This is a genomic window from Kribbella antibiotica (assembly GCF_004349055.1).
Taxonomy (GTDB): domain Bacteria; phylum Actinomycetota; class Actinomycetes; order Propionibacteriales; family Kribbellaceae; genus Kribbella; species Kribbella antibiotica.
Map to the genome: position 1 here is coordinate 49,253 of NZ_SMKX01000034.1, position 21,457 is coordinate 70,709.

At 67.3% G+C, this 21,457-nt stretch carries 19 protein-coding genes; 8 read left to right on the plus strand and 11 right to left on the minus strand.

What is annotated here, in order from left to right; all coding sequences use genetic code 11:
- Positions 1 to 4 precede the first annotated feature (4 nt).
- On the plus strand, positions 5 to 586 hold the full coding sequence (locus E1263_RS14590; protein WP_132167831.1) for a DUF4291 domain-containing protein: 582 nt from the start codon (positions 5 to 7) through the stop codon (positions 584 to 586).
- Here E1263_RS14590 and E1263_RS14595 read toward each other — a convergent pair.
- Positions 583 to 1,365 carry a phytanoyl-CoA dioxygenase family protein gene (locus E1263_RS14595; RefSeq protein WP_132167832.1) on the minus strand — a complete coding sequence of 261 codons (783 nt, stop codon included), beginning with the start codon at positions 1,363 to 1,365 and terminating at the stop codon, positions 583 to 585. The two genes, E1263_RS14590 and E1263_RS14595, sit on opposite strands and share 4 nt — an antisense overlap.
- A gap of 304 nt (positions 1,366 to 1,669) precedes the next feature.
- On the opposite strand from E1263_RS14595, the gene E1263_RS14600 reads away from it, so the two are divergent.
- Positions 1,670 to 2,296 carry a DUF6308 family protein gene (locus tag E1263_RS14600; RefSeq protein ID WP_132167833.1) on the plus strand — a complete coding sequence of 209 codons (627 nt, stop codon included), beginning with the start codon at positions 1,670 to 1,672 and terminating at the stop codon, positions 2,294 to 2,296.
- Positions 2,297 to 2,300: 4 nt separating this feature from the next.
- Here E1263_RS14600 and E1263_RS14605 read toward each other — a convergent pair whose 3' ends face one another.
- The gene (locus tag E1263_RS14605; protein WP_132167834.1) at positions 2,301 to 3,812 is read right to left on the minus strand and encodes an LLM class flavin-dependent oxidoreductase; all 1,512 of its coding nucleotides are present in this window, start codon (positions 3,810 to 3,812) and stop codon (positions 2,301 to 2,303) included.
- 46 nt (positions 3,813 to 3,858) lie between these two features.
- Positions 3,859 to 6,885 carry an AfsR/SARP family transcriptional regulator gene (locus E1263_RS14610; RefSeq protein WP_132167835.1) on the minus strand — a complete coding sequence of 1,009 codons (3,027 nt, stop codon included), beginning with the start codon at positions 6,883 to 6,885 and terminating at the stop codon, positions 3,859 to 3,861.
- Between the two features lie 96 nt (positions 6,886 to 6,981).
- Between E1263_RS14610 and E1263_RS14615 the strand changes: the two genes are divergently transcribed.
- Both E1263_RS14615 and E1263_RS14620 read left to right on the plus strand, forming a co-directional pair.
- On the plus strand, positions 6,982 to 7,545 hold the full coding sequence (locus tag E1263_RS14615; protein WP_132167836.1) for an NADPH-dependent FMN reductase: 564 nt from the start codon (positions 6,982 to 6,984) through the stop codon (positions 7,543 to 7,545).
- Between the two features lie 27 nt (positions 7,546 to 7,572).
- On the plus strand, positions 7,573 to 8,109 hold the full coding sequence (locus tag E1263_RS14620; RefSeq protein ID WP_132167837.1) for a dihydrofolate reductase family protein: 537 nt from the start codon (positions 7,573 to 7,575) through the stop codon (positions 8,107 to 8,109).
- A 47-nt stretch (positions 8,110 to 8,156) separates the two neighbouring features.
- On the opposite strand, the gene E1263_RS14625 is transcribed toward E1263_RS14620, so the two are convergent.
- Positions 8,157 to 9,503, minus strand: coding sequence for an FAD-binding oxidoreductase (locus E1263_RS14625; protein ID WP_238161244.1), 1,347 nt, complete (start codon positions 9,501 to 9,503; stop codon positions 8,157 to 8,159).
- A 207-nt stretch (positions 9,504 to 9,710) separates the two neighbouring features.
- On the opposite strand from E1263_RS14625, the gene E1263_RS14630 reads away from it, so the two are divergent.
- On the plus strand, positions 9,711 to 10,865 hold the full coding sequence (locus tag E1263_RS14630) for an alpha/beta hydrolase family protein (RefSeq protein ID WP_238161245.1): 1,155 nt from the start codon (positions 9,711 to 9,713) through the stop codon (positions 10,863 to 10,865).
- On the opposite strand, the gene E1263_RS14635 is transcribed toward E1263_RS14630, so the two are convergent.
- From E1263_RS14635 to E1263_RS14645, 3 genes are all read right to left on the minus strand, one after another.
- On the minus strand, positions 10,846 to 11,682 hold the full coding sequence (locus tag E1263_RS14635) for a methyltransferase domain-containing protein (RefSeq protein ID WP_132167839.1): 837 nt from the start codon (positions 11,680 to 11,682) through the stop codon (positions 10,846 to 10,848). The genes E1263_RS14630 and E1263_RS14635 overlap by 20 nt on opposite strands.
- A gap of 95 nt (positions 11,683 to 11,777) precedes the next feature.
- Entirely contained in the window at positions 11,778 to 12,464 is a 687-nt protein-coding gene (locus E1263_RS14640; protein ID WP_132167840.1) for a hypothetical protein, read from the minus strand.
- A complete protein-coding gene (locus E1263_RS14645) occupies positions 12,464 to 12,814 on the minus strand; it encodes a hypothetical protein (RefSeq protein ID WP_132167841.1) in 351 nt (116 codons plus the stop codon). The genes E1263_RS14640 and E1263_RS14645 overlap by 1 nt, the downstream gene beginning before the upstream one ends.
- 152 nt (positions 12,815 to 12,966) lie before the next feature.
- On the opposite strand from E1263_RS14645, the gene E1263_RS14650 reads away from it, so the two are divergent.
- Both E1263_RS14650 and E1263_RS14655 read left to right on the plus strand, forming a co-directional pair.
- A complete protein-coding gene (locus tag E1263_RS14650; protein ID WP_132167842.1) occupies positions 12,967 to 14,955 on the plus strand; it encodes a sensor histidine kinase in 1,989 nt (662 codons plus the stop codon).
- On the plus strand, positions 14,952 to 15,617 hold the full coding sequence (locus tag E1263_RS14655; RefSeq protein WP_132167843.1) for a response regulator transcription factor: 666 nt from the start codon (positions 14,952 to 14,954) through the stop codon (positions 15,615 to 15,617). The genes E1263_RS14650 and E1263_RS14655 overlap by 4 nt, the downstream gene beginning before the upstream one ends.
- Here E1263_RS14655 and E1263_RS14660 read toward each other — a convergent pair.
- Positions 15,614 to 16,609, minus strand: coding sequence for a helix-turn-helix transcriptional regulator (locus E1263_RS14660; RefSeq protein WP_132167844.1), 996 nt, complete (start codon positions 16,607 to 16,609; stop codon positions 15,614 to 15,616). The two genes, E1263_RS14655 and E1263_RS14660, sit on opposite strands and share 4 nt — an antisense overlap.
- Positions 16,610 to 16,672: 63 nt before the next feature.
- On the opposite strand from E1263_RS14660, the gene E1263_RS14665 reads away from it, so the two are divergent.
- Positions 16,673 to 17,803, plus strand: a complete 1,131-nt coding sequence (locus E1263_RS14665) for an epoxide hydrolase family protein (protein ID WP_132167845.1) — start codon at positions 16,673 to 16,675, stop codon at positions 17,801 to 17,803.
- Between the two features lie 40 nt (positions 17,804 to 17,843).
- Here the strand turns inward: E1263_RS14665 and E1263_RS14670 are convergent, their stop codons facing one another.
- From E1263_RS14670 to E1263_RS42715, 3 genes are all read right to left on the minus strand, one after another.
- Positions 17,844 to 20,561: a caspase, EACC1-associated type gene (locus E1263_RS14670; RefSeq protein ID WP_132167846.1), complete on the minus strand. Its 2,718-nt coding sequence runs from the start codon at positions 20,559 to 20,561 to the stop codon at positions 17,844 to 17,846.
- A gap of 6 nt (positions 20,562 to 20,567) precedes the next feature.
- Complete coding sequence (locus E1263_RS14675; RefSeq protein WP_132167847.1) at positions 20,568 to 20,936, minus strand: effector-associated constant component EACC1; 369 nt, start codon at positions 20,934 to 20,936, stop codon at positions 20,568 to 20,570.
- Positions 20,937 to 21,171: 235 nt separating this feature from the next.
- On the minus strand, positions 21,172 to 21,457 hold a 286-nt coding region (locus tag E1263_RS42715; RefSeq protein WP_165956613.1), incomplete at its 5' end, for a hypothetical protein.

Consider the following 21,457-nt stretch of genomic DNA (forward strand, 5'->3'; position numbering starts at 1 on the left):
CCCCATGCAACGCCAGATCCGAGCCCTGTACGACGAAGAAACCATCGCCGTCTACCAGGCCTATGCCCCCGAGATCGCCGTACCGGCCCTGGCCGCCCAAACCTTCGTCGCGCCCTTCGGCATGACCCGGATGACCTGGATCAAGCCCTCGTTCCTCTGGATGGCCTACCGCTCCGGCTGGGCCACCAAGCCCGGCCAGACCCGAGTCCTGCGCATCCATCTCAAGCGCACAGGCTTCGAATGGGCCCTAGCGAACAGCACCCTGTCCCACTACGACCCCGCCCACCACGAGTCCGAGGCCGCGTGGAAATCCACCCTCGCCGCCTCCCCCGTCCGCATCCAATGGGACCCAGAACAAACCCTCACCCTCAAACCCCAGCCCAATGTCCGTTCCCTGCAACTAGGCCTCTCCGGCCCGGCCGTGACCCACTACGTCAACGACTGGATCACCCGCATCGAGGATGTAACCCCTTCGATGCACCACATCCACTCCCTGCCGGCCGCCGAGGCCCAAGCCGCCCTCTCGACAGAACGGCCGTACCCGTTGACGCCCGCCCTAGCCACCCACATCGGCGCAACCGACTAGCCGATCGCGGCCAGGATGGCTGCTTCCACGGGGTAAGCCGCACTCGGCTCCGCCAACGCAAAGGGCTCCAGCAGCCCAACCCCCGGCTGGGTGATGATCCGCGGGCTCACCCCGCGATGCGGCCACGACGCGGCGTGCACCAGGAACGGATGGCACAAATACACATCTCCCGCCGACCCCGTAGCCTCAACCACCCGCCGCCCGGCACTCGCCGCGCCAATCGCCGGCCCTGACTCGGCCGACGTCATTCCACCATCCCCCGCAGACGCCAACACCCGCGCAGCGTCAGCATGCGACCCCACCCGAATTCGCGTCGGAGCATCGTCCGGCCCCACATCGGTCAGCAGGAACAGCGACAGCAGCCCGCGATCACGACTCCGCACGTTCGCCCGCCACTCACCGTCGTCCCAGTAGCTGGTCTCGATGTGCCAACCCGCATCCCCCGGATCCGCCGCGTGCGGAAACCGGACGGGAATCGTGCCGCCCATCCCCTCGCGCTTCCACCACTTGTCCGGCCCGATCAGCTGGTCATACGCCTCCCACACAGCACCGGCCGTCCCCGCCTCCGCAAACGGCTCCCACTGATCGCCGTCTTCCGGACAGACAACCCGCTCAACAGGCGTCGCCCAGGACCCAACATCACCTCTCCTGATGCCACGCCCCTCCAACTCCGCCCAGACCACGTCAACACACGCGTCGGCGACCGACCGCGGCACAGCCCCACGAACCACCACAAAGCCGTCCCGCATGAACGAAGCAACCTCGGCGCCAGTCAACATGCCCAGCAGCCTCAACCACCCGCCGCCCGACCTCAACTGGATTTCCACCACCCCGAGTCCGGCAACTCGCCGTACCGGCTATTCAAAGGATCGCCCGTTGTCCGCGCCTCCGTTCGGTGGCGAGATCGTCACGGACAGTACATGTGGCTTCCGGTGTTTCGGGGCGGATGGTTACAGGTTGTGGATAACGGGAACGACCCTGGCGTGTAAGTGAGCGTGCAGTCGCCTACGATCTGCGGAAACGCTGTGAGGATGATGGCTCGTCTGCTGGCGGGTCTGCCACAAAGAGTGTGAGGGTGTGGCCATGAATATCGGTACTCGGAAGATCGTCGTCGACGAGGCGATCGCCCAGCTTCGGATCTATGCCGAGGGCAACGGCGCTGTGTTGCGGTACTACGACGGCCTGCCGGGGATGACGAATGTCGGGGGTACTGACCCGAACCGGGTGTCGCTGGAGGATCTGGCTCGCACCATGGTGATCGGGTCCGACCTGCGGGCGCTGGACATTCCGTGGCTGCTGGAGGTGGACGCGGAGAAGGAGTTCGCCGCGGTGCCGGTGGATGCGCGGCTGGAGGATGCGGCGCCGGGGAGTGCGCTGTTCGACGCTGCGATGGCGCTCGACGAGGTCTTCTCCGGGCACCGCGGGTTCGGGCAGGCGAAGAAGTCGAAGCTGCTGCACCTGAAGCGGCCGTTTCTCTTCCCTGTCAGCGACAGCTTCATTCGGATGACCTACACGAACGCCTCTGCCGGCGCGGAGCTGCTGGGTGCTGTGCACAGCGACCTGGTCAACCCGGCCAACGTGCGCGACTTCAAGCTACTGCAGGTGCGTCTGAACGCTGAGCCGGCCACGTCGGCGGCTCGCCTGCTCGGCGAGGCTCCGACGCTGCGGCTACTCGACATCCTCGCCTCACTGCTCGGTGAGGCGAAGTAGCCCGCTACATCACGCCGAGCCGCGCCAGCGGCTCGACCAGCTCCCGCTCTTCGTAGGACAGGTGCGAGAGCAGCGTGTCGTCCAACAGGTCGACCGCTGCGCGCAGCCCGTCGATGCTGCCCGATCCGTCGACCAGCGCGACCAGTGCCTTGTCCACGCCTTCCAGCACGTCGTGGATGATCAGGTGCTCCGCCTGCAGCCGGTCCACGACCGGTACGAGCGCTGGGTCGGCCCGGCGCAGGCGCGGGAACAGTGACGCATCCTCGATCGAGTGATGCGTGGTGACCAGCCGGCAGTAGGACTCGCAGTACGTGCCGAGTGTCCAGTTGTTCTGCCGCATGGTCATCGTGTTGATGTGTGAGCGCGCCTGACCGATGCCCATCGAGCCAGCCGCCACCTGCTCGACCAGATCGTGGATCTGCTCGAGCTCTGCTCGCAGATGGTCGTGCACGTCGATCAGATGCTGCCCCGACGACAGTTGATGCGGCGTATACGCACGCGAGGGATCCAGCGCAGGCCCAGTCGGCCGCTCCGACTCATCAAGCACCCGTACGGCGCTCCGTCGCGCAACCGGCGGCGGTGTCGGCACCACGGCGAACCCGGATGCCGTCTGCGGTGCCGCTACTGCGGGGACAACGCCGTTCCGCGCAGCCTCCACTGCCTCACGCACACCCACCGCCACCTCAGCGAACCGGCGAATGTCAGTCGGGTCATCAGAAGCGAGGATGTAGGTGCTCATCCCCTCGCCCAGTGTCAGCTCGGTGAGCTGGTCGATCCAGACCTCCTCCGGCCCCTGCAGGAACCCACCGCTGCCCGAGAAGTGCCCGGAGAGGTTGTACAACCGCCGTACCGATGCCGGGTCGCGGCCAGCGTCAACAGCGGCCTCGTCGATCAACTTGTTCATCGCAGTCAGCAGGTCAGGACCGGCGTACCCGCTGCTGGGGAGCCATCCGTCGGCGAGGCGGCCGGTGACGCCCAGCATGCGTGGCTTGTAGGCACCCAGCCAGATCTGTACGTCGTGGGCGGGCTGCGGGCCGCGCTTGGCGCCGGCAACGGCGTAGTGCTGACCGGGAAGCTTGATACCGCCACCTGTCGGCGCCCAGACCTCCCGGATGATCGCGATGGCCTCCTCGAGCGCGCTAATGCTCTGGCCCGTAGTGAGCCGCGGCCCGCCGTTGGCTGCAACCGCCTCCAGGAAGCCACCCGCTCCGAGGCCCAGCTCCACCCGGCCGCCGGTAATCTGGTCGAGAGTGGCCACGCTGCGCGCCAGCACGACCGGGTGCCGCAGCGGCAGGTTGGCGACGTTCGTCGCGACCTTGATGCGCTGGGTCTGCGCCGCGACGACCGACAGCAGCGTCCAGGCATCCATCAGGCGTGGCTGGTAGGGGTGGTCCTGGAAAGTCACCAGATCCAGCCCCACCTGCTCGGTCAGCTGGGCCAGCGCGATCACGTGCGCCGGGTCTTCGATCGCCGGGGTGAGGAAGGTCCCGAATTGCAGGTCGTGGCCGTAGTCCATGACCTCAAACTACTCGGATCGACAAATAATCTCAAACACAGAACATCTACTCGTAGAGTAGATCGAAGGCTTGGCGGGGCGTCAGCGCACCGCCGCGCGCGTACGCCTCGTCGTACGCCCGCTCCCCCAGAGCCTCCCGAGCGGCGGCCACCGCCCGAGTCAGGTCGTCGAGTTCGGTAGAGGCGATCAGGTGCTCGCCAGCAGCCCGAGCGGCCGCTGCTGCTCCCAGCAGTTGCGCAGCGACACTCTTGTCAGCGGCTGCGCCGGCCAGGCCCTCAAGAGCACCGCACAGGCCGCGGACCGAGCCATAGGCCTCAGAGACCTCGAACGACTCTCGGTGAAGCTCCAGAGCCGCAGCAGCATCGCCCTGCAGCTCAAGCACGAACCCGAGCTCCTCAAGCACCATCGACAGGTAGAGCGCGGGCTCGTCCTGCGCCCGCGCCGCTGCGATCAACGCGCGCAGCCGCAGCTCCGCCTCGCCCAGTTCACCCATCCGCCGAGCGGAGAAGGCCAGCACGATCTCTGCGAGTGCCTGGACCGGCCGTTGGCCCTGGTCCGCTGCCAGCCGCAACGCGCGCTCCGCCTGCGCCCGCGCAGCCGTGTATTCGCCCTGCCTGACCTGGGTCCAGCCGAGCATCCCCAACGCGCCTGCGACCTCAGGCCACAGTTCCAGCCCTTCGGCGATCTGCGCGCACTCCTGGTGGAGCCGGGCCGCCTCAGCGAAGTCACCTGCCAGCTCAGCCGCCGCACCGAGCCAACTAGTCGCCTGCAAGGTCCCCCATGCGTCACCGAGTCCCCTGAAGATCCGCTCGCTCTCTGATGCGTCAGCGCGGAGCGCGTCGAGGTCGGACTGGACGTGTGCGTGCTTGGCGCGCGCCAGCAACACCGCAGCGGCGCCCCACTGATCCCCGTCTGTCTCGAAGGTCTTCAGCGACCGCTCCAGCAGCACCTGTCCCGTCACCAGCTCACCGACGTCGCTACTGGCGAACGCGACCCACCACTGCCCACGAGCATCGGCTGTCTCCAGCCAGCGTTCCCGCTCCGCGCCAGCCCGTCGATCCGCTTGCACGTAAAGGAATCCGGTCCGCCAGACACCTGCGCGAGCCGACCCCGGTACGGCGTCCAGCGAGCGAACCGCTTCCGCCGTACGGCCGCGGAGGAACCAGTACCAGGCCATAGCGTCGACCAATCGCTCAGCCAGATCAGACTGCCCAGTCGCCACAGCTCGGTCAAGTGCCGTGCGCAGATTGGCCGCATCCGCGTCCAGGAGCCGCAGCCAGCTGTTCTGCTCAGCACCGTGCAGCTCAGCCGACTCAGCCAGCTCCACGTAGTACTCAAGGTGCCGCTGCTGCACTGACTCCAGCTCGTCGGCCGCACGCAGCTTCTCAACGCAGTACGCCGCCACTGACTCCAGCAACCGGTACCGCGGCCCGTCGACACCATGCACCGGTACGACGAGCGACCGGTCGACGAGTCGAATCAGCACCTCCAGCACGTCCGGCTCAGCGCACACCGCAGCCGCCGCCTCCGCCGTACCGCCATCAGCCTGTACGGCGAGACGTCGCAGTACAGCTTGTTCGTCGGGCGCGAGGAGCTCCCAGCTCCAGTCGATCATCGCTTGCAGAGTCTGCTGTCGTGGTGCAGCACCCCGATGCCCGGTCGCCAGCAACCGGAACCGGTCGTCCAGCCGAGCGACCAGGCCACGGATACCGAGGGCACGCACCCGGGTGGCGGCAAGCTCCAGCGCGAGCGGAATGCCATCGAGCCGCCGACAGAGCACGGCGACATCCGCAACGTTGTCTGCAGTCAGCGTGAAGCCCTGCGACGCCGCAGCGGCCCGAGCGACAAACAACTGGACCGCACTGCACTCCGCCACCGCATCTGCTCCAGCTAACGGCACCTCCAGCGGCGGCACGGCCCACACCGCCTCGCCCGCAAGGTTGAGCGGCTCCCGGCTGGTCGCCAGCACCCGCAGGTGCGGTGCGGCCGCCAGCAGCTCATCCACCAGGTCCGCGACCTCAGCAATCACCTGCTCGCAGTTGTCGAGCAGCAAGAGCCGCGTACCCATGACGGCCGCCAGCCGCGCCACCACAGTCTCAGCCGGACCGCTGCTGTCCCGCAGGTCCAAAGCAGCCTGTACGGCGTCTGTGAGCGCATCGCGCACCGAAAGCGTCGCCGGTGTCACGGCGGCCAGTTCGACGAGCACAACGCCGTCCGCGAACCGCTCTGCCACCGACGCCGCCGTGGCCAACGCCAGCCGAGTCTTGCCGACACCACCCGGTCCGGTCAGCGTCACCAACCTCGACGACGACAGTGCGGCGCCAATCGAACTCACCGCGTCCGAACGCCCGATCAGGTCGGTCCGCTGCGCAGGCAGATTGCTGCGCGCATGCGGCAGCTCCTGCGTCAGGATCGACTGCTGCAGCGCAACCAGCGGTGGACTCGGGTCCAGCCCGAGCTCATCTGCCAGCAGCCGTCTTAGCTCCTCAAAGCTGTCCAGCGCCTCAGTCTGCCGACCGGCTCGGTACAGCGCACGCATCTGGGCCGCACGCAGCCCCTCCCGCAGCGGATGCTCAGCAACGAGCGCAGACAGCTCATCGATCGGCACATCTGCACGCTCCAGCGCCGCCAGGCGCTGCTCCGTCAGCCGAGCAACCGCAGTCTCGACAAATGACTCGTCAGCGAAGTCCGCGTACGCGGGTCCCCGCCACAGCCCCAGCGCCTCAGTCAGCTCACCCCGCGAGACTCGGTCCGCGAACAGCAGCGCGTCGTACGACGTCTTGTCGACAGCGATCGAGTAGCCGGCCGGTCCGGAGCGCACGAGCTCTCGGCTGCCCGCCTCGGCGTCCTCGAACGCCCTGCGCAGTTGCGACACCTTGGCGGACAGCGTCCCCGCCGGGTTGCCAGGGAGCTGCGTGCCCCAGAGGTCGTCGATCAGCCGGTCGGCCGGCACCGGTCTGCCCTCGTGCACCAGCAGGTCAGCCAGGAGCGCACGGACCTTCAGCCCCTGGATCGTCACGGGCTCCCCCGCGTCGGTCCAGGCTGTGACCGGTCCCAGCACCCCGAAACGCATGGCCGCACCCTATCTTTCCGGTGGCTGGCGGCCGCACCGGAAAGAAACCGTAAAGGGTCTGCGGCAGAGTTTGAACCAGCAGAAGGGAGGCAGGAAATGAGACTCGCAGTCATCATCGGCAGCACGCGCCACGGGCGGTTCGGACCGACAGTTGCGCACTGGCTGGCGGCACAGGCGGCCAAGCAGTTCTCGATCGACCTGATCGATCTCGCAGTCACTGATCTGCCCACCGCGCTGCTGGATACTGACGACCCGGTACCCGCTGAGGTCGCCGTACTGGCTCCGAGGCTGGCTGCTGCAGATGCCTTCGCAGTGGTCACACCGGAGATCAACAGCAGCTTCCCGGCTGCCCTGAAGACCGCACTGGACTGGTACTACGCGGAGTGGCACGCCAAGCCGGTTGCGGTCGTCAGCTATGGACGGGAGAGCGGTGGTCTGCTGGCCACTGCGCAACTGCGGCAGGTGTTCGCCGAGCTGCAGGCCGTCACCATCCGCAACACAGTCACGCTCCCTTGCTACTGGGAGCAGTTCGCCGCCGACGGCTCCTGGCCGCGGCCGGCCGCGGGCTACGAGGCCCAGGCCAAGCTCATGCTCGACCAGCTCACCTGGTGGGCTCAAGCGCTCCGGGATGCGCGCACCAAGCACCCCTACAAACCGTAAACAACCGTCAAGAGAGGCAACACCATCATGCGCAAGATCATCGAGTCCACGTTCGTCACCCTCAACGGCGTCATCAGCAACCCGCAGGACTACTCCGGCCCGTACTGGGACGAGGAGCACTTCGGCTACTCCGGCGCTCTGATGGCCGAGACCGACGCGCTGCTGCTCGGCCGGCGGACCTACGAAGGCTTCGCCGAAGCCTGGTCGCAGCGCGACGGCGAGATGGCGGACACCTTCAATCGGATGCCGAAGTATGTCGCCAGCCGCACGCTCACCGAGACCACCTGGAACGCCACCCTGCTCGAGGGCGACACCGTCGAGGCGATCCGCGAGCTCAAGGCCCAGGACGGCGGGAACCTGCTCAAGTTCGGCACGGGATCGCTCTCCAAGACTCTCCTGGACAACAAGCTGGTCGACGAGTACCACTTCTGGGTCTTTCCGGTGCTGGCCGACGGCGAAACCATGTTCGGCGGTCAGGGCTTGGACATCCACCACCTCGAACTGCTCGGCACGACCACCTTCAAGTCCGGCATCGTCGTCCACAAGCTGGCCCCGAAAGCCTGAACACCACAGCGCGGCCCGGTACGTCGCACCGGGCCGCAGGACCGTCTTTAGGGCGCGATGTTCTGGTTGAGATGGAACAGGTTGCCCGGGTCGTACTTGCGTTTCACCTCGACCAGGCGGTCGTAGTTGCCCTTGTAGTTGTCACGGATCCGCCCCTGGTCGTCGTCGGCCATGAAGTTGACGTAGCCGCCGGCTTCGGAATGCTGCGCGATGTCGTCGTAGTAGGACCGCACCCATTCGGTACCGGCCGCGTTCTGCGCCGGATCGGGCCACATCCCGGCGATCACCGTGGCGAACTTCGCATCGCGGTACGCGAACGCCGTCGCATCCGCGGTGACCCGATGGCACGCACCGTTGATCGGGTAGATGTGCACGGTCGAGTTGACCGCGGGCAGACCCGACGCGTGCCGCAAGTGGGCCTGGATCGCCTCATCGGTGAGTTCGGTGGCGAAGTTCGCCTTCCAGTAGTGCTGCAATCCGGGCGGAACGAGTCCGTCGAACGCGCTGTTCAGAGCCGGGTAGGGCATCGGGCCGACATGCTCGGCAACCACCGGCGCGAACTCCCGGAACGCCGAGACAGCGCTCTCTCCGCGGTCCGGATCACCGGCCCAGCAGGCGACGATCAGCGTGAACGGGTCGCCGTGCCGATCCTCGGGGATGAACGGAAGCGGCGGCGCAAGCTGGAACGCCGGGAAGCCGCCGAGCTCCTCCGGCGCATCGTCGATCAGATCCCGGAAACCGGCCAGTACGGCGGTCGCGTCCGACATCTCGAACAGCATCGGGCCGCCGTACACAGTCGAGACCGGAGCCAGCCGGAACTCCAGCGCAGTCACCACTCCGAAGTTGCCGCCGCCTCCCCGCAGAGCCCAGAAGAGGTCTTCGTTCTCCTTCTCGCTGGCGATCAGGAACTGCCCGTCCGCGGTCACGACGTCGGCCGAAATCAGGTTGTCGCAGGACAGCCCCAGGCCGCGGGCCAGGTACCCGATTCCCCCGCCCAGCGTGAGCCCACCGACGCCGGTGGTCGAGATGATGCCGCCGGTCGTCGCCAGTCCGAACGCGTGCGTGGCTGCGTTGAAGTCACCCCAGGTCGCTCCGCCACCGGCACGTGCCGTCCGGGTGACCGGATCTACCCGGACGTTCCGCATCCCGCTCAGATCGATCACGACACCGTCATCGACGGTGCCGAAGCCCGGCACACTGTGCGAACCGCCCCGGACTGCCAGGTCGAGTTCGTTGGTCCGCGCGTAATCAACCGCGGCCATGACATCTCCGGCGTTCTCGCAGCGGACGACGACCTGCGGCCGCTTGTCATGCATGGCGTTGTGGACGCGGCGCGCGTCGTCGTACCCGTCGTCGCCGGCGGTGAAGATCTGCCCGCGAACGCGCTCTCTCATGTTCTCGATAGTGCTCATGTCTGCTCCCGCCCGGTCGCTGCTACCAGCCCGGTGCCGCATCCTGACGACGCGGCACCGCACAGACCGGTCGTCGCCGGGAACGGCGCGAACCTCACCCCTGAGAGCGTCTCGACCCGGCAGGCAGCCCGCCATCCCCCAGACCATGCCCACTCCTCTCGACCCTCCTCCCGCACATCCGGTTCGTCAATGCCACGGGCTTACGGCTCGACGACGTCGGCCGAGCAACCGCTCTCCGACCTCGTCACCAGCGCTTTCGACCGGTTTTCGTTGCCGAACGGCAGACTGGCCCGCATGGAGCGGCGGACGGCGTTGACGACACTCGGTGCACTGGTGATGGCGGCCGCCGTCGGTTGCAGTAGCGACGACGCGGCACCCCCTGCGACCACCCCCAGCAGCACCGGGCCCACGCCGCCCGCCGATCCGTCGGCCCCTACACTCAGCACGACGCCGACGAGAACGCCGTCGGGAACGCCAGAGAGCGCTCACCCGGTCTCTCTCCCGGCGCTGATGACCAAGAAGTACGACGGCCGCAACCTCCGTCTCGGCCGTGTCCTGGCCCGCAATCCCGCCTACACCCGGTACCACGTGACGTATGCCAGCGGCTCACTCACAATCTCCGGGATCCTCAACGTCCCGACGACGCCGGGTCCGCACCCGGCACTCGTCCTGAACCACGGCTACATCGACCCAGCCGTCTACACCAACGGTCGCGGCCTGGCTCGTGAGCAGGACTACCTCGCCCGCCGCGGCTACGTCGTACTGCACACCGACTATCGCAACCACGCGCAGTCGTCCAAGGACCCGCGCTCCGAACTCAACCTGCGCCTCGGCTACACCGAGGACGCAATCAACGCCGTACTGGCGCTGCGGACCTCCCAGTACGTCGATCCCGACCGGATCGGAATGCTCGGTCGATCGATGGGCGGCGGCGTCACCTACAACGTGCTCGTCACGCAACCCGGCCTGGTCAAGGCCGGGATCGTCTTCGCCTCGGTCAGCACCGACACCGTCGACAACTTCAACCGCTGGAACCGCCCCAACGCAACCGCCGCCGCCCCGATCCTGCGCGCGTACGGCGAACCTGCGCGGAACCCCGAGTTCTGGCGCAACGTGTCACCGGTGACGTTCTTCGACCGGATCACCGAACCGGTCCTGATCCATCACGGCGAATCCGATTCGACCTGCCCGATCATCTGGTCCCGGAGAGCGCTCTCGGCGCTCACCGCGGCCGGCAAGAAGGCGACGCTCTACACCTATCCCGGTGAAGAGCATGCCTTCAGCGCAGCCTGGCCGACCTCGATGAGCCGAACCGTTGCCTTCCTCAAGCAACAGGGGCTTTGACCGCACTCACGGCGTACATGGTGAGCGACATGTGGAACGCGCCGCGATCGGCTGCCTCGGTGATGCCCTTGGCAAACGCTTCGGCCTCCGCAGCGGTGATCGCACCGCTCTGAAACGCACGGGCGTGCATCATCGAGATGAACCCCTGGCGAGCGCCCGACTGCGGCTCCAGCCAGGTGGCAGCGCTCTCTCCAGCGATCTCGAGTCCTGCCCCGACGAGTTGTCCACGCAACTGCCGGCCCGAATACGGGTTCGCCGACTGAGCCAGGAAGCTGCCGACCATCCGCTGGAGAACCTCAGGATCGGCCGGATGGATGATCGCGGTCTGCCAGTCAGTATCGATGAGCACGATCCGGCCGCCGGGACGCAGTACCCGGGCCATCTCCCGAACCGATCCCGCCGGGTCCTCGACATGCTGGAGAACGCGCTCACAGCGAACCACATCGACCGACTCGTCGTCGAAAGGCAGCTTGTCGGCAAGCCCTTCCACGAACTCGACCTCGCTCGGCCCAGAGCGCCGTACCGCCTCCGCCCGCAGCCCTGCACTCGGCTCGACGCCGATGGCACGCAGGCCCAAATCAGCGAACGCCACCACGTCCTCGCCCGTCCCGGAGCCGACATCGACCGCCGTCTCCCCAGGCTGCGGCGCCAACTGCTCCAACGCCCAAGCCTTCAAAGCCTGTACGGCGGGTCGCCCGGCCATCTGGTCGAGCACGAACGCCATGCCGGCGGCATCGGTCGTCGCAGCATCGGCGATCTTGAAACTGCCGATCCGAACGTTAGCCCCGAGCTCGCCCGACGCTTCGATCTCGCTCATCTGCCATCCCCCATCGACAAGGCCCCCATCAGCAAGGCTCCTTCAGCAGCTCGAGACTAGCGCCGGGCGAACCGGTCTTCGAACACTTCCGCCCTTTAGGGCAACGGTTCCCATTCATCGTCGGACAGTCGCAGAATCACCCACCCCACCGCGGCGAACCCGACAGCCTGCATGCCCCAGCCGACCAGATCCAGCGTGTGACTGACCACGATCACCGCCGCGACGAAGTGGATCGGCTGCGAGATCGCGGTCGCCACCGCCGCCCAGCGCGGCACCATCCGGGAACGCCAGAGAGCGCTCCCCAGCAGGATCGTGCCCAGGACATGACCGACCACGAACACCACGCCGGCCACACCCACCGACCCATGCGACACCTCGGCAGCCTTCGTGATCGAGGCAGCGTCCAACCCCGCCTGCCCGGCCGACCAGGTGAAGACGTCACCGGAGGCCATCCATGGCAGCGCCAGATACCCCGGTACGACGAGCAGCAGGGAGAGCGCTGTCAGCCGCGGAACGCGGTAGCGGATCAGCCGCCCGACGAAGTAGGCGCCAGGCACCAGCGTGAGGACCGCCACGAAGGTCAGCCACAGCACCGCCGAGGCCCGTTCCGGGTGAGCCAGGATCTTGCTAGTCATCGTCGCGTGATCGTCGATCGTGTCGTACGGCAGGAGGTAGCGCAGCAAAGCGACCGCCGCAGGCCCGATCGGCAGGATCAGCGCTCCGAACCACCGCGACGCCGTACGGACGTCGGCCCGCGGCGTACTTGCCTGAACCTGACTCATCACGCACGCGCCGCAACACGGGACGGCAGCAGCAAGGCAACCACTCCGAAGATCGTCGCGGCGACTCCGACCCCGGCCGCCGCCACGGCGGGCGCCGGGACGTCGGCAGCAAAGAACGCGGGCACTGCGAGCAACGCCGACGCCAGCCGAAGCGTGATCAGCGGCGCCAGCACCCAACGCTTTCCGCGCCACCCCAGCACGACCAGCACCAAGCTGATCAGACCGACGACTGCGCTCCCGATTGCGATCACCATCGGCGGGTGTTCGCCGTCCGTCATCAGCGGGGTGAACAGATCTGCCACCGACAGCAGACCGAGTACGACCAGCCCGGCTTTGTTCATTCCAGACATGTGAGATCTCCTTCCAGATCGTCTGGAACCACCGTCGCGGCTGCCGGCGTGCGGCACCTGAGAGCGCTATCCCCCGTTCACAGGCAGTTCCCCGAGTCGTCCGGGAACGTGATCCCGAGACGCCGGGACACTGTCGGGGGCACACTGCCGTTATGACCACCCCGGATCCCGCGCACGCCCCCGTGCGTTCTCGACGGAAGCTCGCCGGTGGCCTGGGCGCGCTCGCGGTCCTGGAGGTCGTCCTCGGGCTGGTGTTCTCGACGCTCGCCGGCTGGGGCTGGCAGGAGATGCTCGACGGCTTCGTGGTGACGAACGGCCTCATGGGCTTGGCGTTCGGCCTGTGCGGCGCCGCGATCGCATGGCACCGTCCGAGCAACCCGATCGGCTGGCTGTTCCTTGCCGATGGCATCGGTCACGCGACGACCACGCTCACCGCTCCGCTCGCGCCGGTGCTGGCTGACGCCGGCGCTCCACTCGCCGCCCAGCGCCTGGTCGTCACCATCGCGCTCTGGGCCTGGCCGTGGTCGATCGGGCTGTTCCTGCCGCTCGCCCTCCTGCTGTTCCCGACCGGGAGACCGCTCTCTCGCCGCTGGCGCTGGGTCGCGCTCGGCATCATCATCACCGCGCCTCTGTTCGCGATCGAGATGGGGAGCAGCGGCGAACCCATGACCAACGGCCTGCCGAGCGGCTACCTGACCATCCCCTCGTACGCCGACCTCCAGCCACTGTGGACCGCGACCGAGATCCGCAACCTCATCGCGATCCTGCTCGCGGTCAGCTGCCTAGTGATCCGCTTCCGCCGCGCAGACGAAGCCGGCCGCCGACAGCTGTTGTGGTTGCTCTTGGCATCAGTCCTCGCTCTGCTCTTCATTACCCCGTGGGGGCTGATCGCAGGAACACCGATCTTCGTTCTGCTGGCGATCCCGCTGATTCCGATCGCCGTCACGGTGGCGATCGTCCGTCACCAACTCCTCGACATCCGCCTGGTCGTTTCGCGTGCACTGACCTGGGGGTTGCTAACTTTGGTTGCCGTCGGCTCCTATGCGGCGCTCGCGGCGATCCTCGGTGTGCTGATTCCGTCCCGAGTCGGCCGGCCCGCGGCGGTCACCGTTCTGGTGGCGCTGATCATCGCGCCGATCCTGCCGCGCCTGCAGAGACTCGTAGATCGCGCTCTCTACGGTGATCGCCACGATCCCGCCCGGATCGCGTCCCGCGTCGGCGAACAGCTTTCGGCGGGTCTCCCGGGCGTCGTTGCCGCGATCCGATCGGGGCTCCGGTTCCCGTATACCGCGCTCACGATCGACGACATGGTCCTCGCGGCCGACGGCACTCCGCTGGGGAACGTCGTACCGATTGAGCTTCAGTACGGCGGTACGTCGGTCGCCCAACTGCTGATCGGCATCCGCTCCGGCGAATCCACGTTGTCGACCGCGGATCGCGATGTGCTCGCACTCGTCGCCGTACCGCTGGCTGTTGCTGTCCACGCAACCCGGCTGTCGAGCGAACTGCAGTCATCGCGCGAGAAGCTGGTCGCGGCCCGCGAAGAGGAGCGGCGGCGACTGCGCCGAGACCTGCACGACGGCCTCGGCCCCACGCTCACCGGGGTTGCGTTCACCGCCGATGCGGCCGCCAACCTGATGGACTCCGACCCCGGCAAGGCCCGCGACCTGGTCAACACACTGCGGACAGACACCCGTACGGCGATCGCCGACGTGCGGCGTCTTGTCGACGATCTCCGTCCGCCCGCCTTGGACGAGCTCGGGCTGGTAGGCGCGCTGCAGCAGCGAGCGGATCAGCTCGCATTCCGCGCGGACGGGGCGACGATCCAGGTCGAGGTGGCGGCGGAGGGGTTGCCTGCATTGCCTGCCGCGCTGGAAGTGGCGGCCTACCGGATCGCCACGGAAGCGCTCACCAACGTGGTCCGGCACTCCCGCGCGACCTCCGCAGTACTAGCGTTGCGCTGTGGCAACGACCTGGAGGTCGAAGTGACGGACGATGGCCCGCCCAACGGCGCTTGGCACCCCGGCGTCGGCCTGCACGCCATGCGCGAACGAGCCGCCGAGCTCGGCGGTGTCTTCGAGGCCGGCCCCACCCCCACCGGCGGCCGTGTCCACGCTCGCTTTCCCTTGGGAACGCCATGAGTGAGCGCTCTCCCGTGATCCGGGTGGTGCTGGCCGACGATCATCCCGTGGTCCGGGCCGGGTTGGCCGCGCTGCTGACGTCGTTGCCCGGGATCGAGGTGGTCGGGGTCGCGTCGACCGGGCGGGAAGCGGTTCGCGAAGTGATCACGAGCCGGCCGGATGTCGCCGTACTGGATCTGCAGATGCCCGATCTCGACGGATTCGCGGCGACTCGGGAGCTCGCGCGGTCGGCGCCGGACGTCGCCGTACTGGTGCTGACGATGTTCGAAGACGACGACTCGGTGTTTGCCGCGATGCGGGCCGGGGCTCGGGGTTATCTGGTGAAGGGCGCCGAACAGGACGAGATCGCGCGGGCCATCCGCGCCGTCGCCGCCGGGGAAGCGATCTTCGGACCCGGCGTCGCCCGCCGCGTACTGGGCTTCTTCTCCGCCCCCGCACCCACGGCCGAACCGTTCCCGGAGCTCACCAGCCGCGAACGCGAGATCCTCGATCTGCTCGCAGCCGGCCTGTCCAACCCGGCCATCGCGGACCGCCTCCATCTCGCCTCGAAGACCGTTGCCAACAACGTCTCCGCGATCTTCACCAAGCTCGGGATCGCCGACCGCAGCGCCGCCATCATCCAGGCCCGCAACGCCGGCCTGGGCGGTTCGGGCGGCGCTTAGGAGATCGCGCGGAGATAGCGCTCTCCGATGATCTTCAGATGCTCGACCAGCCCCGGCGGCCCGTCGACCCGGAAGTCGAGCCCGAGCATGCCGATGTAGATCGCGATCATCTCCAGTGATTCCGAGCCGGTGACCAGCACACAGGTCTGCTCATCCACCGGCTCGACCACTCCGACGGCCGCGTGAATTCGGCTCAGCACCTCGTCGGCCGGCGCAGACACCGTGATCCGGGCATGCACCAGCCAACCAGTCGATGCGACATCACGCAGTACGAATTCGATGTAGTCGCCTTCCGGCATCGGCCGCGCCTGGTACCGCATACCCGTTGCCATCCGCAACGACATCCAGTCGGCCCGGTAGGTCCGCCACTCGTCGTTCTCGTCGCGGGCGACGACGTACCAGAACCGGTTCCAGCTCACGAGCCGGTACGGCTGCACGAGCACCGGCAGGTTGGACGTACGGGCTGATCCAGCGTCACGAGAGAGCGCTCCCTGCGGGATCTCGTAGTCGAACCGCAGGTAGTGCTCGTCGCGAATACACGCCGCGATCGTGCTCAGCAATGTCGCATCGATCTGCGGCGCCTCGACGTTCGTCCCGGAGTCGTCGGGGCCCTTCGACGTCGCCTGATGAACCGCGTTCACCTGACGCCGAAGCCGATGCGGGAGAACCTGCTCGAGCTTCGAGAGAGCGCGCACGCTGCTCTCCTCCATCCCAGCGAGCCCCGCGCCGGTCCGCAGCCCGACCGCAACCGCAACCGCTTCCTCGTCGTCCAGCAGCAACGGCGGCAGCTTCGCCCCAACCCCGAGCTTGTAGTGACCGGCCGGGCCGCGCGTCGCGTCAACCGGATACCCGAGCTCGCGCAGCCGGTCGATGTCGTTGCGGATCGTCCGCGTCGTCACGTCCAGCCGCTCGGCCAGCTCAGCACCCGTCCAGGCCGGCCGCGTCTGCAGCAGCGCCAGCAACGAGAGCAACCGCGACGAGGTCTCCAACATTTCGGTGAAACTCCTCGGTCAATTAGGAACCTAATGTTCCTATAAGGATTCTACGGTAAAGCCATGACCGCGAACGAGAGCATCCGCACCTTCACCGTCGACATCGCCCAGCGCGACCTGGACGATCTGCACGCCCGTCTCGACCGGACGCGGCTGCCCGAGCCGGCCCCCGGCGACGACTGGGATTACGGCACCCCGAACCACTACCTGCGGGAGACCGTCGACCACTGGCGCAACGGCTTCGACTGGCGTGCCCAGGAAGTGCGGATGAACGAGTTCCCGCACTACCTGACCGAGATCGACGACCAGACCGTGCACTTCATCCACGTCCCGTCGAAGGTCGAGGGCGCGACCCCGCTGCTGCTGGTCCACACCTACCCCGGCTCATTCGTCGACTTCCTCGACATGATCGGCCCGCTCACCGACCCGGCGGCGTACGGCGGTTCGGACGAGGACGCGTTCTCCGTCGTCGTCCCGTCGATCCCCGGCTTCGGCTTCAGCACCCCGCTGGTCGACCGCGGCTGGACGATGGCCCGCGTCGCCCGCACCTTCGACACGTTGATGCGCCGACTCGGGTACAACTCGTACGGCTCGCACGGATCCGACGGTGGCGCGATGATCTCGCGGGAGCTCGGCGTACTGAATCCTGAAGGTTTCCTCGGGCTTCACGTCCTGCAGTTGTTCTCGTTCCCGTCGGGCGACCCGACCGAGTTCGAGAAGTTCACCCCGGAGGACTACGCGGCGCTCGAGCACCTGCAGTGGTTCCAGTCGGTCGGCGGCTACAACGCCATCAACGCGACCCGCCCGCAAACCGTTGCCGTCGGCATCTCCGACTCCCCGGTCGGCCAGCTCGCCTGGAACGAACTCTTCAACAACTTCGGCAACGGCACCAGCCTGGTCTCCCGCGACCAGATCCTGACCGAGGTCTCCCTCTACTGGTTCACCAACACCTCAGCCGCCGCCGGCCGCTACCACTACGAAGAAGCAAAGTCCGGAGCCGAGCCCCAGCCCAACCACGCCCGCACCGGCGTCGCCGTCTTCGCCGACGACTTCAAGACGATCCGCCCGCTCGCCGACCGCGACAACACCAACATCACGCACTGGTCCAACTTCGCCGAAGGCGGCCACTTCGCCAGCCTCGAACGCCCGGCCGACGTGACCGCCGACCTGCGGAAGTTCTTCCGCAACCTGTAGAGCCGTCAGAAAGGGTCGGTCCACAACGGACCGGCCCTTCTCAGCGTTTCAGCCCGATCACGCCGACCGCCTTCGGACCTGCACCGTCGAGCACGACGATGCCCGGCTGGGAGAAGTTGGAGACGTAGATCCGCCGCCCGTCCGCGCTGACGGCAAGGCCCACCGCGAATCCAAGGTCGTCGGTCAGCGACCTGATCACCTGGCGACTGCCGACATCGACGACCCGGAACGTATCGTCGCGGCCCGAGCGACCCAGAACATAGAGATTCTTGCTGTCGGCAACAGCCACGCGGGAATCGGCCGGGAGGGTGAACGGCGTCGGACGGCTCGTTTCGACCTTCGTGTTGATGACGGAGTACGAAGAACGTCCGATGACGTACAGCGCTCCGTCCGGACCGAGTGCCAGGTCGCCCGGTTCGGAGCCGACCTTGATCGGGTTCCGCGCGGGTTGGCGCGTCGTCGTGTCGATCACCGAGACCGTGCCGGCATCCTGGTTGGCGACGTACAGCCGCTCGCCCTTCGCATCGACCGCGATGTCACCCGGGTTCGGTCCGCTGGCCAGCGGACCACCGACAGTCTGCCGCGTGTCGGTGTCGATCTCCGTGATCGTCTCCGACTTTGCGCTGAGCGCGTAGAGACGACGTTTGACCGGGCTCAGCGACAGCTCGACCGAATCGGGCGCGACGGCGATCGGCGTACCGATGATCTTCCAAGCAGCCACGTCGACGACGGAGATCGAACCTGCACCGGCGTTGGCGACGTACAGGGTCGTGCTGTCAGGTGACAGCAGAATCCGGCTCGGCTCGTCACCGACTCGCAACGCATCACCAACCTGTTCGCGGGTCGTCGTGTCGATCTTGACAACCCGGTCGTTGCTGAAGTCGGCCGCGTAAAGGATGCGATCGTCGGGGCTGAGAGCCAGCGCGGCCGCAAATGGCGTCTGAGATGCGGCCGGTACGACGGCGAAGGCGACAGCACCCAGTACGGCGGGAGCCAGCAGCGGCGCCATCATCACCAACCGACGGATCGGGACGCCGGTTCGGGGCGGCCGTGCGATGGTCAGGACTCCGATCAGCAACCAGACCACGAGAAGCGCCACCACCGCCTGCCAGGGGGCGGCCAAACCCTCTGATCCGCTGAAGAGGCCAAGCCACACAGCGAATCCACCAACTACCCAACCGACAGTGAAGATGCGGCCGAAGGTGAACAGCGGACCGATCAACGCGAACTCGGCAGCGATGAGGCCAACGATTGCTGGATAGGTGAGGTGTGGCACAGCCTTGTACTGATGCGGACTGCGGTAGTCCTCAACCACGACGATCAGGACGAGTGCTGCCGCGATCGCCGCCGGAACCAGCAGACCGATCCGCAGACTCGGCTTCGAGGGTCGCCATCTGAACAGGCCGACAGCTGCAGCCGCGAGCCAGGCGATGTGCGCCGCCCTGAAGAGCACCGTGGAAAGACTGTTCCAGTTCGTCGGATCACCGGCAACGATCGCCGTGCTCAGAACGGCCGGCGGCAGCATGCCCGCGGCGAAGGCCGGACCAGACGCGCGGAACTGGGTCGCGACCGCACAGGTCAGGACCGCTGCCACCGCGATCAGGTACGGCGTGATGTCGCGCGCAGCGGCGGTGATGGCGAGCCCCGCCGCAAGCGCGAACGGGCCGACGATCCACCAACTCGACGCCGCAGCGCGCACCTTCGCCGCCGGCCCGCGCAATCGATGGCGCCATCGCCTCGCCGAGGCTCGCGCGGCGGCGCCGAACGTCGGCCCGGTCGGACGCCGTACCGGAATCGGGGCCGCTATCGGCTCCGGCCGTGGCGGTGGGCTGTCGAGATACGCCTGGGCGGCGGCTGAAACCGCCCGGCTGTCGTTGGTCAGCAACTCCTCGAGCTTGGCGCGCGCAGTCCGCCGTACCCGCTCATTTGTTGCCTGGAGCAACCGACCGAGCTGCTGTACGGCGGCGTCCCGGTGCAGCGGGCTCTCCAGATCCGTGACGATCCGGGCCGGCAGCTCCCAGTGCGGATTGGCGGCGATCACGGTCCGGCCCTGAACGTCCGCGATCTGTTGGGGCCGCTGGTTCGGCTGCTCGGCGACGACTGCGTCGTACGCGTACTGGTACAGCTCGTCCGCCGTAATGTCGCCATCGGCATTGAGATCAGCGGCGCCGCTGCGCAGACCCTCCACGATGCAACGGGTGAAGACGGACTGCGATGCCTGCCCGTGGACTTTGGCCCCTTCGAACGCGTACTGCGTGGCTTCGGTGGCCGTCAGAACGATCCGGCCGCGACCACCGAGCTCGGCCTTGGTATCCACCGCCGAATCCGCTTTCGCGAACTGCTGAACGGCGTACGCGCCGCCATAGCAACAGTCCAGGATCAGGAGCTTCTGCCGCGCTCGGCTGTCATTGACAGCCTCGTTGACCATGTGCGCTGGAAGCGCGGTGAAGCGCAGCCGATCGCGCTTCGTGTTCTTCATCGCCAGGTACAGCCGGCCGTTGTCGTCCTTCACCCCGTGACCGCTGAAGTACAGCAGGGTCTGGTCATCGCGCCCGGCAGTCGCGTAGAACTCGTCGATCACCTCGCCGACGTGACTCGACGGCTGGTTGATCAGAACCTGCACCTCGTACCCGGCGATCGCGGGGTCCTCGAGCACCTCGGCGAGCGCCTCCGCATCCTGGGCCGGGGAGACGAGCTGGCGCAGCCCAGTATCGTCGTACTCGTAAGTGGCCACCAGCAACGCCCGCCGGCGCCCCACAGCCGCTCAGCCCTCTTCGTGCTTACGCAGGAAAGTCTCGACCAATCGCTGCTGCTCGTCCGTCGTGGCCGCGTCCAGCTCGATCGAATCCGTGCCGATCGTCAGCTTGACCCGCTGCTCAGGCACGCGCCGGCCAAGCCAGTCGCGCAAGATCGCGATCAGCAGCGGCACCATCCCACCGGCTCCGCCCAGCGCGATCGCCACCGCGTTGAACCCGGCCGCGTCGCCTTTACTCCCCACCGGCGCACTCGCCTCGACCGTGCGCGTGTCGATCTCGTTCTCTGCCAGCTGACGCCGCAACTGCCTGATGCCGCGATCCGCGGCCTCCGCATCGTCATCCAGCAGTACGACGTCCACCCAATCCCCCACGAACATCCCTCCCAGGATCCCGATCCATGATCCCGGGTGGCGTTGCGTCCCGCAACTGTCGGTAGCCATCCATCGCGTCGGGGATCGGCTGCGCAACGAGGGAGCCCGGGGCGCCAAGCGCTCCGGGCTCCTTTGGGCTCCACCCAGCTGGAGGGGATTCCAGGCAGAGCTTCCTGCGACGAGTCACCCCGCCGTACAAGTCACTCCCGAAAATACGCCGACGGGCTATCCGTCACAACGTTCAAACGTTCCCTTGCAGAAACGCCTTGATCTGCTGGGTGTTCTCGTCCACCGTGGCCCGCGCGACCTCCAGCGAATCCGCCCCGATCGTCAACACCACGCGCTCCGGACTCTTCCGCCGATGAATCCAGTCCTTGAGCGCCCCAACCACCGTCGACGCGGTCGCCTCCCCACCAGCCAACCCCACCGCAATCGCCTCCCCCGGCATCTCCTGAGTAGCCAAGTCCTGCTCAGCCAACTCCTGCCGCAGAAGCTGAAGCGCCTTCCCCTTCAACCCATCCCCGGCC